This window comes from Ralstonia insidiosa, assembly GCF_008801405.1.
GTDB lineage: Bacteria > Pseudomonadota > Gammaproteobacteria > Burkholderiales > Burkholderiaceae > Ralstonia > Ralstonia insidiosa.
On sequence record NZ_VZPV01000002.1, the window covers coordinates 394,717 to 409,641 of the forward strand.

General features: G+C 64.7%; 18 protein-coding genes. 10 read left to right on the forward strand and 8 right to left on the reverse strand.

Annotated elements, in window-relative coordinates:
• Positions 1 to 23 precede the first annotated feature (23 nt).
• Positions 24 to 494, forward strand: coding sequence for a cyanophycin metabolism-associated DUF1854 family protein (locus F7R11_RS18515; protein ID WP_064808886.1), 471 nt, complete (start codon positions 24 to 26; stop codon positions 492 to 494).
• Positions 495 to 506: 12 nt separating this feature from the next.
• Here F7R11_RS18515 and F7R11_RS18520 read toward each other — a convergent pair whose 3' ends face one another.
• Positions 507 to 1,685 carry a serine hydrolase domain-containing protein gene (locus F7R11_RS18520; RefSeq protein WP_064808885.1) on the reverse strand — a complete coding sequence of 393 codons (1,179 nt, stop codon included), beginning with the start codon at positions 1,683 to 1,685 and terminating at the stop codon, positions 507 to 509.
• Positions 1,686 to 1,802: 117 nt separating this feature from the next.
• A complete protein-coding gene (locus F7R11_RS18525; protein WP_151180544.1) occupies positions 1,803 to 2,138 on the reverse strand; it encodes a hypothetical protein in 336 nt (111 codons plus the stop codon).
• A 148-nt stretch (positions 2,139 to 2,286) separates the two neighbouring features.
• On the opposite strand from F7R11_RS18525, the gene F7R11_RS18530 reads away from it, so the two are divergent.
• Positions 2,287 to 3,924, forward strand: coding sequence for an OpgD/OpgG family glucan biosynthesis protein (locus tag F7R11_RS18530; RefSeq protein WP_064808883.1), 1,638 nt, complete (start codon positions 2,287 to 2,289; stop codon positions 3,922 to 3,924).
• A 43-nt stretch (positions 3,925 to 3,967) separates the two neighbouring features.
• Here the strand turns inward: F7R11_RS18530 and F7R11_RS18535 are convergent, their stop codons facing one another.
• On the reverse strand, positions 3,968 to 4,387 hold the full coding sequence (locus F7R11_RS18535) for a hypothetical protein (RefSeq protein WP_231973432.1): 420 nt from the start codon (positions 4,385 to 4,387) through the stop codon (positions 3,968 to 3,970).
• 244 nt (positions 4,388 to 4,631) lie between these two features.
• Positions 4,632 to 5,447, reverse strand: a complete 816-nt coding sequence (locus F7R11_RS18540; RefSeq protein ID WP_064808881.1) for an OXA-60 family carbapenem-hydrolyzing class D beta-lactamase OXA-573 — start codon at positions 5,445 to 5,447, stop codon at positions 4,632 to 4,634.
• A gap of 200 nt (positions 5,448 to 5,647) precedes the next feature.
• On the opposite strand from F7R11_RS18540, the gene F7R11_RS18545 reads away from it, so the two are divergent.
• From F7R11_RS18545 to F7R11_RS18560, 4 genes are all read left to right on the forward strand, one after another.
• Positions 5,648 to 7,240 (forward strand): hypothetical protein, encoded by a 1,593-nt coding sequence (locus F7R11_RS18545; RefSeq protein WP_231973340.1) that lies wholly within the window; start codon positions 5,648 to 5,650, stop codon positions 7,238 to 7,240.
• 68 nt (positions 7,241 to 7,308) lie between these two features.
• Complete coding sequence (locus F7R11_RS18550; protein ID WP_064808879.1) at positions 7,309 to 7,728, forward strand: MarR family winged helix-turn-helix transcriptional regulator; 420 nt, start codon at positions 7,309 to 7,311, stop codon at positions 7,726 to 7,728.
• Positions 7,729 to 7,806: 78 nt separating this feature from the next.
• The gene (gene pcp / locus F7R11_RS18555; protein ID WP_064808878.1) at positions 7,807 to 8,454 is read left to right on the forward strand and encodes a pyroglutamyl-peptidase I; all 648 of its coding nucleotides are present in this window, start codon (positions 7,807 to 7,809) and stop codon (positions 8,452 to 8,454) included.
• Positions 8,455 to 8,514: 60 nt separating this feature from the next.
• The gene (locus tag F7R11_RS18560; protein WP_082170187.1) at positions 8,515 to 8,883 is read left to right on the forward strand and encodes a YXWGXW repeat-containing protein; all 369 of its coding nucleotides are present in this window, start codon (positions 8,515 to 8,517) and stop codon (positions 8,881 to 8,883) included.
• 54 nt (positions 8,884 to 8,937) lie between these two features.
• Here the strand turns inward: F7R11_RS18560 and F7R11_RS18565 are convergent, their stop codons facing one another.
• The 3 genes from F7R11_RS18565 to F7R11_RS18575 are packed head-to-tail and all read right to left on the reverse strand — an operon-like array spanning position 8,938 to position 10,510.
• On the reverse strand, positions 8,938 to 9,564 hold the full coding sequence (locus F7R11_RS18565; RefSeq protein WP_064808877.1) for an FMN-dependent NADH-azoreductase: 627 nt from the start codon (positions 9,562 to 9,564) through the stop codon (positions 8,938 to 8,940).
• A complete protein-coding gene (locus tag F7R11_RS18570) occupies positions 9,561 to 10,010 on the reverse strand; it encodes a GNAT family N-acetyltransferase (RefSeq protein WP_064808876.1) in 450 nt (149 codons plus the stop codon). The genes F7R11_RS18565 and F7R11_RS18570 overlap by 4 nt, the downstream gene beginning before the upstream one ends.
• A complete protein-coding gene (locus F7R11_RS18575; RefSeq protein ID WP_064808874.1) occupies positions 10,007 to 10,510 on the reverse strand; it encodes a carboxymuconolactone decarboxylase family protein in 504 nt (167 codons plus the stop codon). The genes F7R11_RS18570 and F7R11_RS18575 overlap by 4 nt, the downstream gene beginning before the upstream one ends.
• Positions 10,511 to 10,598: 88 nt before the next feature.
• Between F7R11_RS18575 and F7R11_RS18580 the strand changes: the two genes are divergently transcribed.
• The 3 genes from F7R11_RS18580 (at position 10,599) to F7R11_RS18590 (ending at position 12,813) form a co-directional block, all read left to right on the forward strand.
• The gene (locus F7R11_RS18580) at positions 10,599 to 11,111 is read left to right on the forward strand and encodes a MarR family winged helix-turn-helix transcriptional regulator (RefSeq protein ID WP_021192975.1); all 513 of its coding nucleotides are present in this window, start codon (positions 10,599 to 10,601) and stop codon (positions 11,109 to 11,111) included.
• Positions 11,112 to 11,221: 110 nt separating this feature from the next.
• Positions 11,222 to 11,902, forward strand: a complete 681-nt coding sequence (locus F7R11_RS18585) for a PadR family transcriptional regulator (RefSeq protein ID WP_021192976.1) — start codon at positions 11,222 to 11,224, stop codon at positions 11,900 to 11,902.
• 86 nt (positions 11,903 to 11,988) lie between these two features.
• Positions 11,989 to 12,813: a siderophore-interacting protein gene (locus tag F7R11_RS18590; RefSeq protein WP_064808872.1), complete on the forward strand. Its 825-nt coding sequence runs from the start codon at positions 11,989 to 11,991 to the stop codon at positions 12,811 to 12,813.
• Between the two features lie 31 nt (positions 12,814 to 12,844).
• Here the strand turns inward: F7R11_RS18590 and F7R11_RS18595 are convergent, their stop codons facing one another.
• On the reverse strand, positions 12,845 to 13,075 hold the full coding sequence (locus tag F7R11_RS18595; RefSeq protein WP_021192978.1) for a hypothetical protein: 231 nt from the start codon (positions 13,073 to 13,075) through the stop codon (positions 12,845 to 12,847).
• 240 nt (positions 13,076 to 13,315) lie between these two features.
• Between F7R11_RS18595 and F7R11_RS18600 the strand changes: the two genes are divergently transcribed.
• Positions 13,316 to 14,905 carry a methyl-accepting chemotaxis protein gene (locus F7R11_RS18600; RefSeq protein WP_021192979.1) on the forward strand — a complete coding sequence of 530 codons (1,590 nt, stop codon included), beginning with the start codon at positions 13,316 to 13,318 and terminating at the stop codon, positions 14,903 to 14,905.
• Positions 14,906 to 14,925 lie beyond the last annotated feature (20 nt).

Below are 14,925 nucleotides of genomic sequence, written 5' to 3' on the forward strand. Positions count from 1 at the left end.
CACGTTTCTGGAAGAGCACGGCAATGCAAACGCCCGATTTCACCCTGAGCCGCAACCGCCTCGGCAAGCTGGTCATGACCCTGGCCGACGGCACCTCGCATGAAGGCGTGGTGCCTGTGCGCGCGTTTCCGATTTCCGCAGCGGCCGACGGCTTCAGCCTGATGAGCACCGACGGCCGCGAGCTGGCCTGGATCACGCGGCTGGATGCGCTACCCGAGCCCACGCGCGTGCTGATCGCCGATGAACTGGCCACACGCGAGTTCATGCCCGAGATCCGCAAGATCATCGGCGTATCGACCTATGCCACGCCCAGCACGTGGACGGTGCAGACCGATCGTGGCCAGACCGACCTCGTGCTGCGCGGCGAAGAAGATATCCGCCGCCTGACCGGCAGCACGCTGCTGATCTCGGACAGCCACGGTATCCACTACCTGATTCGCGATCACGTTGCGCTGGACAAGCCCAGCCGCAAGATCCTCGATCGGTTTCTCTGAGCCGCGCAGCGGTTACCTCAGGGCTGGCGGTACCGGTTGCACTGTTGCCATCACCTCGCTGAACAGGGTTGCCGTCTGCTTCCAGCTCCCGCGCTGGTTGTAATCGCCTGCCGTTGTCACGACCACCATGTCGAGCGCGGGGATGATCCACAGGCGCTGGCCACCGTTGCCGATGCCACCCATCCAATCCTGCTGCGCACCGCCCGCCTCCACCTTGCCCAGCCACCATTGGTAGCCGTACCGCAAATCCGGCTCGATACCCGTATCGATGTGCGGGCGGGTCGATTCGGCAATCCATGCAGTAGGCACCACTTGCCGGCCGTTCCATTGGCCGTGCTGCAAGACAAGCTGCCCGATGCGCGCCAAGTCCCGCGGGCGCAAGCGCACCCCCGCAAATGCCAGCGGGCGACCACGGTAGTCGTCCACCCATTCCCAGTCGGTGATGCCCAGCGGCTCGAAAAGCTGTTGGCGTGCGTACTCGGGCAATGACATGCCAACGCGATCGGCCAGCAATTGGGCCAGCACCGCAGTATTGCCGCCGCTGTAGTTGAACTGCGTGCCGGCCGGCACAGCCATTGGCCGGTTGAACACGTAGCGCGTTTGTGAGGTATGCCAGAACAGCCCGAATTCGTCGTTATTGAACGGGCTCGTGGCGTGCCATTCGTTCCAGGCCAGCCCGCTGGACATGGAGAACATCTGCGACAACGTAATCGCCTCGCGGCCATCACGGCTCAAGGCAGCCAGTTCGGGAAACAGTGACAACGCGGGCATATCCAGCGCCGGCATCTTGCCCTGCCCCTGCGCAATCCCCCATAGCAGGCTGGTCACCGATTTGCTGATCGAGCGGATGTCGTGGAGGCTGTTAGCGTCAAAGGTACGCGTGGTGCGGAAGAGATCCTTCACGCGCTCATCTTTGCCTGCATGGTAGACCTCTGCCACCAGACGGCCATGGCGGATGACGAGCAGGCTGTGGATGTTGGCCTCACCACCGGCCAAGCTGTGCAGGATGGTGCAAAGGCGGTCGGCGTCAATACCGGCGGCAGCAGGATTGGCTTCGATCTGCCAGCCATCGTTCAACTGAGCGGGGGCATCGCACGGTGGCGCCGCAGATGCCACGTGCAGAGCGGCGACCAAACCCACCGCAATGGCCGCACGGGCCAACCAGCCAGAACTGCAATGTCGCTGCGCCATGAAACCCCCGTGTTTGAATCAGATGGGATCGGTGGCACACAGTATCGTCAGCCGCATCGTTTCAACCAAGCGGCTTGCGACGAACGGTGAACCAGGCGGCGCAGGCCGTCCGGCGCGTTACGCGCCGTTGGCTGCGTAGACGTAGGCAAACACAAACGCCCCGATCACCAGCGAGGCCACCCAGCCGGAGAGTCGCACGCGGCGCGAACGCACCGCCACGCTCGAAAACAGCATGCGCTCACGGCGCGCTGCGGAGCCAAAGGCCAGCAGCAGAACGCCGAGCAGGCCAATGGCCGCAACGGCTGCGCCGACGCTCAGGCGCGACCACGCGGCCGTCAGATGTTCACCATCCCGGTAACCAAGATAGCTGCTGACCGCTCCGATCACGACGAGGGCGGTGCAGCCGAGGACAAAACGACCGCGCGCGGGGCGGGCCTTCCAATCAACTGACATGTTGTTCTTGTTCTGAAAACACAATGGGCGAAGTATAAGTCGCATGCCAACCGGCCTCACCAAGTGCGACGCCAAGTCCCCGTCCGGAACCCCTGCCCGCGTTACCATGTCGGACTATTCTGATCCTCAAGTTACGTTACAGGCACCTATGGTCACACGTCGAACCCTTCTTGCCTCCGCCTCCGTGACCGCCACGCTGGCAGCGCTCGGCATCACGCCCGAAGCACTGGCCGCAAATGGCGTCAAACTCGGCGTCAAACTGGGCGATGCCGCACCGTTTTCTTTCGATGCGCTGATCGAGCGCGCCCGCACGATGGCCGGCCAGCAGTACACGCCGCCCGCCACGGCGCCGGCCGATATCCTCGCCAAGATCGACTACGAAGCCCACGGCAAGATCAAGTTCGACACGGCACACGCGCTGTTTGCCGATGGCCCGGGGCAGTTTCCGGTGACGTTCTTCCACCTGGGCACGTTCTTCCGCGCGCCCGTGCACATGCACGTTGTGGAAAAAGGCGCCGCGCGCGAGGTCGTCTACGACGCGTCGTACTTCGACATGCCCGCCGACAGCCCCGCACGCAAGCTGCCCGATGGGACCAAACCCGGCAGCGGCTTCGCTGGCTTCCGCTTCCAGGAGAGCCGCCTGGGCGACCAGAAGAAGCTCGACTGGAAGAAGAACGACTGGGTGGCCTTCCTGGGTGCGTCGTACTTCCGCGCCATCGGCGAGCTGTATCAGTACGGCCTGTCGGCACGCGGCATTGCGCTGGACGTCGCACAGGCTGGCAAGCCGGAAGAATTCCCCAACTTCACGCACGTGTGGTTCGACACGCCGGCAGACAACCGCGCCGATTCGGTGACGATCTACACGCTGCTCGACGGCCCGAGCATCACAGGTGCTTACCGCTTTGTCATGCATCGCACGAAGGGCGTGGTGATGGACATCGACACAGCCATCTTCCTGCGCAAGGACATCGACCGCTTCGGCATCGCGCCCGCTACGTCGATGTACTGGTTCTCGGAAACCGCCAAGGGCACCGCCACCGACTGGCGCCCCGAAGTGCACGACTCCGATGGCCTGGCCCTGTGGACGGGCAGCGGCGAGCGCATCTGGCGCCCGCTGAACGATCCGCCGCGCACGATGGCCTCAGCCTTTGGCGACAACAACCCACGCGGCTTCGGCCTGCTGCAGCGCGATCGCGATTTCAACAACTACCAGGACGGCGTGCACTACGAGCGCCGCCCGAGCCTGTGGGTCGAGCCGCTGGAGGGCTGGGGCGAAGGCGCGGTGCAGTTGATCGAGATCCCGACCGACGACGAGATTCACGACAACATCGTCGCCATGTGGGTGCCGAAGGCACCGGCGCGCGCCGGCAGCCAGTACCGCCTGCGCTACCGCCTGCACTGGCTGGCCGATGAGCCGTATCCGACGCCGCTGGCGCGCTGCGTGGCCACGCGCTTGGGCAACGGTGGCCAGCCGGGCCAACCGCGTCCGCACGGTGTGCGCAAGTTCATGGTGGAGTTCAAGGGCGGCCCGCTGGAGAAGCTGCCCTTTGGCGTAAAGCCCGAAGCGGTGTTGAGCACCTCGCGCGGTACGTTCTCGTATGTATTTACCGAAGCGGTGCCGAACGGCGTGCCAGGCCACTGGCGCGCGCAGTTCGATTTGACGGTCGAGGGCAAGGAGCCGGTGGACATGCGCCTGTTCCTGCGCGTGGATGGCAAGCCGCTGTCGGAAACATGGCTGTATCAATACCACCCGTTTCAATCACCAGTGGGGCCGGTGGCGTCGTAAGCGCTAGCGCGAGCGAATAAAAAAAGGCGGGAGAATTCCCGCCTTACTTGTATGCGACCGTCACGATGGCCAGTGCCGGTTCGGCGCCAGGTGAATGTGAGAGCGTGAGTTTTCCGCGGTTGCCCGCCAGCACGTTGGATTTGAAGCCGTCATACCGAGCACGCATCAGTGCCCCGCTCACGACTTCACCAACCCTGTGCCACACCCCCGACGACTTGCCGCGCGCCATAACCGACACCTCGGCTGGCACTGGCTTGACCGCGGGTGTGTTGAAGTCCACGACCACTTGATTGCCGGTTGCGGCCGTACGGGCCTGCAGCCCATCGGCCGTGCCGGCAGCACGCGGCCCAGCCTGCACGCTGTACCCGGTTGCAACAACCGCCCCCGTGAAACGGATCGTGCCGCCGCTTTGACCGCCAGCGGCCAGTGCTCCGGTCGCCCCCATCAAACCAATCGCCGCCATCAGTGCCACGGCCCCTCTCGTATAACGCTTGTGCATAACAACCCCCAGTACCCGACCCTCGGGCGATGTTCTTTATCCAGTCGTTTACGGACGACCAGACCTGACATATTTTTAACCGCCATTTTGTAACAGTCAGATTCAACAATTCTTTACATACAAAATCGTCTCACAATCCGATTCTTATTCTTAACCACGGGTATTCCCGATTGATCATCAGAATCGAAAATACCGCGTTATTCAAGATCTAGGGTGTTGGCCACACTTCCAATGCCTGCATCAGCCGTTTTCCTAACGGAATGCGCTTGGCCATGTCGGCCTCAAGCGGCATGTCGATGTTCAGGGCGAACGCGTACACCTTCCCCTCACGCTCGACCCAGCCCACCCACCAGCCGATCTCGGGCTGATACTCGGTAGCGACCCCCGTCTTGGCGTACAGCGCGGCATCGCCCTGTTTCTCGATCAGCAGCATGCGGTGAACCAGATCCCACGTGCGCGGCTTCACCGGCAGTTGCTTGAGCGCAAGGCGGCTGGTGAAGCGCGCCTCTTCAAATGCGGAAATTTCCAATGGACCACGCAGCCAAAACTGGTCAATCACGCTGCCGATCTGGCGGTTGCCGTAGTCAAAGGCATCCACATAGGCCTGCATGCGCGCGGGGCCGATACGGCGCGCAACCTCCTGGTAGATCGGCACGTTCGACACGCGGATCGCCTCGGGCAATGCCATGTCCTTCTCCCACTGTTTGAAGGGCTGTGGCTTGCCACCGTATGGAATCACCTCCTGGTCGTCACGCACGGCACCCGTATCGAAGGCGATCAGGCTGTTGGGAATCTTGAAGGTTGATGCAGGGTGGATGCGCCGCGCGGCGCGTGCCGGGTCCACCACGTAGGTGCGATCACCACGGATGTCCATCAGCACGAAGGTGCCGGTAACACCGGCTTCGTCGAACACGCGCTTGAGGTCATCGCGCACGACCAGCTCGGCGTGCGCCTGACTGGCACCCATCACGAACGCATAGGCTGTGAGGGCCAGCGCAAAGGTCTTTGACCAGCGAGGGAACATAGGGACTCCTTGAACGTTGTCGGTAGCTGCCGGCAAGCACCGGCGCTGCGCATCGTAGGGAGCGCGCTGTGCCCTTTCCAGCGCGCAAGGCATGCTGCACGTCACACGCGTAACGCCTGTAACAAACGGCTTGGCGCACAATGGCGGCAACGCTTTTGCCTTACAGCCTCCACCGCAGTTTCCGTATGCAGCCACCCGCCTTGCCCGCCCTTCACCTGGAACTGACCACGCCGCAAACCGTCGATGGCCGACGCGCGCCGTTCCAGAGCCTGTGGCTGTTGGTGCGGCTGGCCTATGCGCACCGCCTGTCGCCCGAGCAGCCCTTTGTGCGGCTGGCCGATCTGCGTGGGGCCGTATCGGATGCCAGCACACAGCGCATGATGATCAGCCGTGCGTTTCGCGATTGGCAGAACTGGGGCGTGCAAGCCGGCTGGGGCGAACAGCGCGACCGCGCGCCGCGCTTCCTCAACGCCGACAAACGCAGCCAGGGCCCGTTCTGGCTCACACCCGAAGACGTCGCGCGTGTCGTCTGCCTGGTCGAAGGGCGCATTGCCGACGATACGGACGTACGCGCCTTCCTCGGCATCGCCACCACAGAATGCCCGACGGACAACGCTGCAGAGGCCACCGCCAGCGCGCTGTCCGGCCCCGCACCCGGTACACCCAACCCCGCGTTCTGGCATGCCTTCCTAACGGCACGCCATGCCATGCGTGAAGGACGCCTGCTGCACGCGCTGGGGGCCGGCACCCACACCGGCAGCGCATCGGATGCCGAGCGCGGTGGTGCCTTGCTCGCCCTGCGCCACGCGGGGGATGCTGCCGACAACGATTTCCAACGCGCCCTCGTCACCCTGGGCGAGGCGATGGCCGCCCGCCGGCTGGGCGACTCCACGCGTGCCAGCGCCTTGCTCTCGCAACTGCGCGCGCACCGCCGCCAGCGGCACGTGCTGGGCAATGACTACCTCGCCGCCATGGAGCACGTCGTCACCGCCTGGTGCGCGTATGACCGGCGCGATCTCGACCTCGCCGCCGGCTTGCTCGCACGCATGGCCGACGCCGAACCCGGCCGCAGCCTGCTGCGCTATCACCCGCAGATCCGGTTTGAGTGGAACAACCTCAGTGCCCTGATCGAACGCGCACGGTTGCTCTACGCCGACACGGCTGACGTTGCGCCGGAAGTGCGGGGGCAAACAGCGCAGCGCATCGTCGCCCAGTTCGAAACTGCCCTGGCCGCCGCGCTGGAAAGCCAGGCCTCCGACGCCGTGCAGCAGGTTGCCGCCAACCTCGGCATGACATGCTGGCTGCTGCGGGATGCGCTGGGCAACTCGGCAACCGCCGACGGCACCACCGATGCCGTGCGCTGGCTGGCCATGAGCGAGTGGCAAGCGCTGCGTAACGGTGGGCCACTGCAGTCGGCCTGGAACGCCATCGCCCTGATGCGCATTGCGCGTGCCGATGCGCCGCGCGCTTCGCTCACGCTAGCAGACCTCCGGGCACAGGCCGGCCCGTTTGCCGAAGCCTTCGATGCGCGCTACTGGCCGCAACGCTGGGCCGATGTGGCGGCGCTGCGCCTGCGCGAGCACGACAGCGGCCGCCATCGATACGGCCACGTGCAAGTCAGCGGTTTGCTGCTGGAGCTGGCGTGGTTTGCCAAGGCCGACGGCGATCACGCCACCACCCGCACTGCCATGGAGCGGCTGTCGGAAACCACACAAGACCTCGCGCCGCATGACCGCGCCTACTTCGTGCAAGCACTCAAGCAACTTGCGCAGGCAACCGAGGCTGCACCCTGAACCTGTCGACCATGGATCGGCGGAAATATTCGTTGCATCCCTAACGATCTATCGCTAGACTGCCGCGCATGTTCGATCACTGCCTGTACTTCAACACGACTGCCCTCGCCCGCACCGTCGAGCGCGAATGGACCGCCGCGTACGCGCCGCTCAGCCTGACGCCGCCGCAGGGGTTCGTGCTGCGTGTGGTGCTCAAGCGGCCCGGGGTACTCAACCGCGAGCTGGCCGAGGTACTGGGCATTGCGCGGCCGACCGCCACGCGGCTTGTTGATGGCCTGATCGCCAAAGGATTGGTGGAACGCCAGCCCTCAGCGGAAGACGGCCGCGAGTGGAACCTGTTCCCCACCGATGCCGCACGTGCGATGGAAGCTGCGTTGCAGGCGGCCAGCGCCAAGGTGGCGCGGCGCTTGCGCGAACACGTAGGCACCAACGTATTTGACGACACGGTCCAGGCCCTCCGTGACGTACGCAGCGCACTGAACACGTAGCAAAAGCCAAAGCGGCATCTGCCGCCTTTTTTTATCACCATTTAGTTGCATCCCTACGCATTTTGCAAGGAGCCATGCATGACCACAGTCCTCGTCACCGGCATCGAGCCATTTGAATCCGACCCGACCAACCCCTCCTGGGATATCGCGCAGGCGCTCGATGGCACGCAAGTCGACGGCGCGACCATTGTGGCGCGGCAGTTGCCCTGCGTGTTCGGCGTGGCCAATGAACAGTTGGTGGCGGCAATTGAAGAGACGTCGCCCACGCTGGTGTTCGCGCTCGGGCTGGCGAGCGGGCGGGCGGAGATCTCGGTGGAGCGCGTAGCGATCAACATCATCGACGCGCGCATTCCCGATAACGCGGGCAACCAGCCGGTCGACACACCCGTGGTGGTAGACGGGCCGACGGCGTACTTCTCCACGCTGCCGATCAAGGCGATCGTGCAGACGCTGCGCGAGGCGGGCGTGCCCGCGGCGGTGTCGCAAAGTGCCGGCACGTACAACTGTAACCACTTGTTCTACGGTCTGATGCACCACATCGCCACGCGCGCGCCGCAGGTGCGCGGTGGCTTCATCCACGTGCCGACCACGCCCGAACTGGCGGCGCGGCATGCAGGCCGGCCAAGCCTGTCGCTCGATACGCAGGTCAAAGGGATACGCACGGCGATTAGCGTTGCGCTCGCCACGCGTGCTGATCTCAAGGTGAGCGGTGGTGCGGTGCACTAGGGCAGACGCGGCGCCCGATGCTACGATCCAGGCGACACTTCATTTCGCGAGGATCCTCACATGAAGAAGAATGCATGGATGCTCGGCATCTGCCTGGCGGTTGCAGGCGCGCTTGGTTCGATCACGTTACCTGCACAGGCGCAGGTGTCGGTGCACGTACGGATCGGCCCACCGCCGCCGCCACGCCACGAGCGGATTCCGAGACTGCCACCGGGCTACGTGTGGGCACCTGGCTACTGGCAATTGCACGGCAACCGTTACGTCTGGCGCCCTGGCCATCAGATGCGCGGGCGCCCCGGCCAACATTGGCGGGCCCCACATTGGGTGCACGGTCGCCATGGCTGGGAAATGCGTCAAGGTGGCTGGGACCGTAACCACGGTCACCCCAAGAACCGCATCCACGGCTGCCCTCCCGGCCGCCGGTGCTGAAGTAGTCAAGACAGGCCAGCCAAGCGCTGGCCTGTTTTTTTGGCCGCGGGCGACTTACGCCACCAGCGGCATCAGCAACCTGCGTGTCGCCAACTCTTGGCGGAAAACCTCAAACGCCTGCACCACCGAATCCGCACCGCGCGCCGTGTTCTGCAAGCGGATGCCCTCCACCTGCTGGATGCCCACGGTAGCAAACACATAGCGCAAATACGGCATCAGGAAATCCGTCTGCGCGTGGGCACCGTCAAAATTGCCGCCCGATGCCGACACCACCAGCACCGAGCGATCCGCCAGCACGCCCACCTTGCCTGTCGGCGTACGGCGGAACGTGCGCTCGGGCCGCACCACCAGGTCGATCCACGCCTTCAGTATCGACGGCACGGTGTAGTTGTGCACAGGCGTGGAGATCAACACAGCATCCGCCGCCTCCAGTTCACCGATCAACGTCTCGGACAGCGCCAGTTCCGCATGGTGTGCGTGGGTGCGATCGGCGTCGGGCATCAGGCTGGCCTCGACGAAGGCGGCATCGGGATGCGGCAGCGGCGTTGCCGCAAGATCGCGCTCGATGATGCGCAAGCCAGCGTTGGCCTCCGCCAGTTGATCGAGCATCAGCTGCGCAGCACGCCGGCTGTGCGATCGGCTCTCTCGCGGGCTCACGGCCACATGCAGCAGCGTCGTCATGCGGCGCCTCTTGCCGGCGTGTTGAACCCGAAACGCAGTGCACCAGCCAGCAGGCCATTGCGGTAGTAGAAGCGGTGACCAAGCACGTTGGACAAGGGCGTGTCGAGCACCAGCCGCGCGCATCCCAGGCGCTGTGCCGTGTCCTTCAGATGATCCATCAACACGTTGCCCAAACCGCTGCTGCGCAGGTTGGCGTCGGTCACCAGATCGTCGACGTACAGGAAGGGGCCGTAGACGAGGTTCTCCTGCAAGCGATAACCCGCCAGAGCGACAGGCATGCCGTCACGCCAGACCGCGATGAGGCGATAGCCGTCCTCGACCTGCCGGCGCCAGCGCGCGACCAGCTCATCGGCGTCGGCCAGATGCGGCCGCAGCTGATGCATGACGGGAAAGCACGCACGCAGCGCGGCTTCGTCTTCAACGGGGCGGATGGTGTCCATGGTCATGCCTCCTGCGATGCATCCGGGGTAGTTGCGGGCACCGGCGGCGCAAAGCGCAACGACACGGCAATGCGGTTCCACGCCTGGATATTGGCGATGGCGGCTGTCAGGAATGCCACTTCGGTCTTGGAGAAATGCTCGCGCACGGCATCGTACGCGTGGTCCTCCACACCGTGATCGACCGGGCGCGCCAAAGCCGTCAACGCTTCCGTCCAGGCCAGCGCAGCGCGCTCGCGCGGGGTGAACACCGCCGGCGTGTCGCGCCACACGGCCACCAAGTCCAGCTTGGAAGATGCCACCCCAAGCTTGCGCGACAGGTTCAGGTGGAACTGCACGCAAAATGCGCAGCCGTTGATTTGTGAAGCGCGCACCTTGATGAGCTCGGTCAGCGGCTTTTCCAGCCCGGAGGCGTCCACCGCCTTGCTCAATGCTTGCAATGCGGCCGGCACACCAACGGCGGTGGCGACGAATTCTGTGTAGTCCATGCGAGGCGAGAGATCGTGCATGTAGGGCTCCTGTTTTGTGCGCTGTCTGTGACGAAGTTGTCGGAGTGGTAATATCAGTGCACGAACATCATATTCGAACTCTTACATTATGAGCAAGCGCGCCCCTACCACCAACGCGGGCAACACGTTGGACACACCCTTCATTCCCGAGCCCGGTCAGGGCAAACGCGGTGAAGAGGGCTATCTTGGCTACCTGCTGCGCCAGGCCAGCGCGGCACACCGCCTGCGCATGGAGCGCGCCATGACGGACGTGGGTGTCACGTTGCCGCAGTTCCTGGTGCTGACCATGATCCGCGCCTACCCCGGCGTCTCGAACGCCGACCTCGCCCGCTTGGCCATGCTGACTCCGCAAACCGTGAGCGTGATCGTCGCCAACCTGGAGCGCAGCGGCGCCATCACGCGCCGGCCGCATGCCGTGCACGGCCGCATCCAGCACATCGACGTGACGCCAGAAGGCGCAGCCCTGCTGGCCGCCTGCCGGAAGCGATCCGGCGGCATTGAACAGGAACTGCTCGAAGGCTTCACGCCCGAAGAAGAACAGGTCGTGCGGCGCTGGCTGGTGCACGCGGCCATGGTGGGCAGCGACAAAGCGGCAACCTAACGCCCTGCCTCTCAAACTTTTTTCGCCCTCATCCTTGACTTCAGGACGGTCGTCACTATCATTCGATGTATCTTAAGATATATCGAATGATGTTCAGCAGGAGCGTGACGATGCACGGATGGTTTGGACGCCACCACAAAATGTGGATGGAAAAGCATTTCATGATGATGGGCCGGCACGGCCACGGCCGCGGTGGTTTTGGCCGTGGGATGGGCGGTGTGGGTGGTTTTGGCGGCCCGGGCGGCTACGGCGAGGGCGATGACGACGGCGGCAGCCCCTGGCGCGGCCGGCGACTCAGCTCGGCCGACCTGCAGCTCGTGCTGCTGGCGCTGCTCAAAGGCAGCCCGCGTCACGGCTATGAGCTCATCAAGGCCGTAGAAGAACACTCGCTGGGTTTCTACACACCGAGCCCTGGCATGGTCTACCCGGCGCTGTCGTATCTGGAAGATCACGGCTTCGCCTCCGTCACGGCCGAGGGCAACAAAAAGCGCTACGGCATCACGCCCGAAGGCGAGGCTTGGCTGGCCGAACGCCAGCACAGCGCAGACGCCATCCTCGCGCAACTGCGCGCCATGGGTGAACGCGTCAAACGCATGAACGAAGCCATGGCCTTCGACCGCGAAACCGACGGCTCGGCTGAATGGGCCGACACCGGCAACGACCCGCTGCGCACCGCACGCTGGCGCCTGAAGTTCGCCATCATGGAAAAACGCTTCGCCTCGCGCGAAGAGCAACAACGCGTGGCAGACATCCTGCTACGCGCCCTCAAGGAAATCACCGGGGAACGTTGAGCCGTGCAGCCTTGATCCGGGGTGGCCTACCGCCACCTGGATAACACCTGCGCAGCCATGTCTCCCTGCCTTTCCGCAGCCCAACTATGTTCGCCTTCTACCGCACACAAGGTCTCATGTCGCAGCTGCTTAGCCCTCTCAAACCCGCCACGCGCCGTGTGCGCGTGCACGCCATCCACACGCTGTCGCCGCGTATGCGCCGTGTGGTTTTTACCGGTGTCTCGCCGACCGACCTTGCCGATCTGGCCGACATGTCGCCGGGCGCCGCAATCAAACTGATGTTTCCACTCAAGGCAAACGGCGCCGCCGATCGCACACTGGGCCGCGCCTACACCATCCGCCGCTACCACGCCGAGCGTGCCGAGCTGGAGGTTGACTTTGTCGTGCACGACGAGACACCCACCGCGCAACACGGCCCCGCCGCGCGTTGGCTGGAGCACGCCGCCCCGGGCGATGAAGTGGAGTTTGCCGGCCCCAAACGCGGCTTCCAGGCGGATCCCGCTGCACCGTGGACGTTGCTGGTGGGGGATGAAACCGCGCTGCCGGCCATCTTCGCCATTCTGGAGAGCCTGCCGGAGCGCACGCCCGTACATGCCTTTATCGCCATCAGCGATGCCCGGGCGCGACTGCCACTCGAAGGTGCATTTGCAGGCCACCCGCGCAGTCACGACATCCACTGGATCGAAGCGGACACGGCACACGCAGGCGCCATGGTGGTGGGTGCGCTGAGCGCGCAGACGCTGCCGACAGGCACACCGCAAGTCTTTCTGGCGGGCGAAGCGTCACTGCTCAAACAGGTGCGCACGCTGCTCGAAGACACCTGGGCGGTACCGCGTGACGCCATCGATGCCAAAGGCTACTGGACAGCCGGACTCACGCGCGAGCAACGCAAGGCGCAAGAGCGCCGCTAAACCCACCTGACGTTTTCGGGGGCCGGTGCGTTCACGCCGCGCCGCGCACCCAGTCACTCAGTACGCGCTGCCCATACAGCAGCGCGGCATCCATCGCTTCACGCGGTGAGCCGAACGTGCAACTCGGCAGCACGGGCTGCGAGCCCCTCAGCGACTGCCCCTCCGCGCTACGGAAAACCACGTCGATACGGGCCTCCCAACCACGCTCGCCCACCGGGATCACGCGAGGGACGATCTCCACGTCTCCACAGATCTTGACCACCGTGTTCCTCCCTCTTCGGCAGATGCGCCCGTTGCCTTCGATTTAGCAATGGCTATGCCCACGCCTGCCCGTTCTGGGCGACTGGAGGAACCACTCGCCGATTTGATCTGGATCAAGTCGCGTCACATTTCAGCCTTCTTCGCCCTTTAGCACCGCGCCAGGCGTGCCGTTGCAAAGGAGGACTCCCGCCCATTCCTGCTGATTTCCGCTTACCTGCGCGCCCATAAGGCGCGGCACATCATGCGCACGAACCTCCCGGTCACCCAAGCCGAAACCGCACTCGCCCCCACCGATTACCTCATCTCCCGCACCGATCTCAAAGGCCGCATCGTCTTCGCCAACCCGGCGTTCGTGCGCGTGAGCGGCTACTCGCACGAAGAGCTGATGGGCGCGCCGCACAACCTCGTACGCCACCCCGACATGCCCGAGGCCGCCTTTGCGGACTTGTGGGCCACGCTGCAAGCCGGCAAGCCGTGGCGCGGCTTCGTCAAGAACCGCCGCAAGGACGGCGGCTTCTACTGGGTGCTCGCCAACGTCACGCCCGTGTTCCAGGGCAGCAACGTCGTCGGCTATACGTCCGTGCGCTCGATGGCCACGCCCTCGCAGATTGCACGCGCGCAACGCGCCTACGCCGCCATTAACGAAGGCGACACGTCGTACACCGTGCGCGCGGGACGCATCCTGCGCACAGGCTGGCGGCGCGCCGTCAATCTGTTCCAGCACGACAGCCTGCGCGTCAAGGTCATCGGGCTGCAAAGCCTGATTGCCGTGGCCATCCTGATCGGCACGGTGTGGGCGCACATCGCATTGGAAGCAGCGGACCTGCACGACAAAACGTGGCTGGTACTCAGCCGAGACTGGCTGTGGCTGACCGGTGTGGGCTGCGCGGGGTTGGCGACGATGTCAGGCGTGCTGCTGGCGCGCACGCTGATCCGCCCGCTGGAAGAAGCGGCCACGCTGGCCACGCGCCTGGCCGCGGGTGACCTGACCACGGCCGTGGAAGTCCGCTCCAACGACGAGCTGGGCGAAGTGATGCGCGCCATGGGCACCATGCGCGCGAGCCTGTCGTCCATCGTGCGCGACATCCAGGATGGCGCCACCAACGTCGCGCACAGCACGCTGCAGATTTCCGCCGGCAACCATGACCTGTCGGCCCGCACCGAGCAGCAGGCCGCCGCGCTGGAAGAAACCGCGTCAAGCATGGAAGAGCTCACGTCCATGGTTGCGCAGAATGCCGATCACGCGCGCGAAGCCAGCACACTGGCCGAACAGGCATCCCACATCGCAGCCGACGGCGGGCAAGTCGTGCAGCGCGTCGTGCAGACCATGGACGCCATCCGCGCTGACAGCCAGCGCGTGACCGAGATCATCGCCACCATCGAAAGCATCGCCTTCCAGACCAACATCCTCGCGCTCAACGCCGCGGTGGAAGCCGCCCGTGCCGGCGAAGAAGGCCGCGGCTTTGCCGTCGTGGCCGGTGAGGTGCGCAGCCTCGCGCAACGCAGCGCGCAGGCTGCTGCCCAGAGCAAGGAGATCATTCGCGCGTCGGATCAATCCGTGCGCGATGGCGTGGCGCTGGTGCACCAGGCCGGCGCCACCATGACGCAGATCGTGCAGTCCGTGCAGACCGTCACGCAGCTCATGTCGGAAATCTCGGCCAGCTCGCGCGAGCAAAGCAGCGGCATTGCGCAGATCAACGCCTCGGTCTCACAGCTCGATGGGGTGACGCAGCAGAACGCCACGCTGGTGGAAGAAGCCGCAGCAGCAGCCTCGGTGCTGGCGCGGCAGTCGGAAGATCTGAAGCACGCGGTGGCGGTGTTCCGCGCGTGACAGCAGGGCAGGCGCACCTT

What these genes read in the sequence shown, in the direction of transcription:
- F7R11_RS18515 (WP_064808886.1), top strand. Translation starts at nt 24, where the DNA reads ATGCAAACGCCCGATTTCACCCTGAGCCGCAACCGCCTCGGCAAGCTG.
- F7R11_RS18520 (WP_064808885.1), bottom strand. Translation starts at nt 1,685, where the DNA reads ATGGCGCAGCGACATTGCAGTTCTGGCTGGTTGGCCCGTGCGGCCATT.
- F7R11_RS18525 (WP_151180544.1), bottom strand. Translation starts at nt 2,138, where the DNA reads ATGTCAGTTGATTGGAAGGCCCGCCCCGCGCGCGGTCGTTTTGTCCTC.
- F7R11_RS18530 (WP_064808883.1), top strand. Translation starts at nt 2,287, where the DNA reads ATGGTCACACGTCGAACCCTTCTTGCCTCCGCCTCCGTGACCGCCACG.
- F7R11_RS18535 (WP_231973432.1), bottom strand. Translation starts at nt 4,387, where the DNA reads ATGGCGGCGATTGGTTTGATGGGGGCGACCGGAGCACTGGCCGCTGGC.
- F7R11_RS18540 (WP_064808881.1), bottom strand. Translation starts at nt 5,447, where the DNA reads ATGTTCCCTCGCTGGTCAAAGACCTTTGCGCTGGCCCTCACAGCCTAT.
- F7R11_RS18550 (WP_064808879.1), top strand. Translation starts at nt 7,309, where the DNA reads ATGTTCGATCACTGCCTGTACTTCAACACGACTGCCCTCGCCCGCACC.
- pcp (WP_064808878.1), top strand. Translation starts at nt 7,807, where the DNA reads ATGACCACAGTCCTCGTCACCGGCATCGAGCCATTTGAATCCGACCCG.
- F7R11_RS18560 (WP_082170187.1), top strand. Translation starts at nt 8,515, where the DNA reads ATGAAGAAGAATGCATGGATGCTCGGCATCTGCCTGGCGGTTGCAGGC.
- F7R11_RS18565 (WP_064808877.1), bottom strand. Translation starts at nt 9,564, where the DNA reads ATGACGACGCTGCTGCATGTGGCCGTGAGCCCGCGAGAGAGCCGATCG.
- F7R11_RS18570 (WP_064808876.1), bottom strand. Translation starts at nt 10,010, where the DNA reads ATGACCATGGACACCATCCGCCCCGTTGAAGACGAAGCCGCGCTGCGT.
- F7R11_RS18575 (WP_064808874.1), bottom strand. Translation starts at nt 10,510, where the DNA reads ATGCACGATCTCTCGCCTCGCATGGACTACACAGAATTCGTCGCCACC.
- F7R11_RS18580 (WP_021192975.1), top strand. Translation starts at nt 10,599, where the DNA reads ATGAGCAAGCGCGCCCCTACCACCAACGCGGGCAACACGTTGGACACA.
- F7R11_RS18585 (WP_021192976.1), top strand. Translation starts at nt 11,222, where the DNA reads ATGCACGGATGGTTTGGACGCCACCACAAAATGTGGATGGAAAAGCAT.
- F7R11_RS18590 (WP_064808872.1), top strand. Translation starts at nt 11,989, where the DNA reads ATGTTCGCCTTCTACCGCACACAAGGTCTCATGTCGCAGCTGCTTAGC.
- F7R11_RS18600 (WP_021192979.1), top strand. Translation starts at nt 13,316, where the DNA reads ATGCGCACGAACCTCCCGGTCACCCAAGCCGAAACCGCACTCGCCCCC.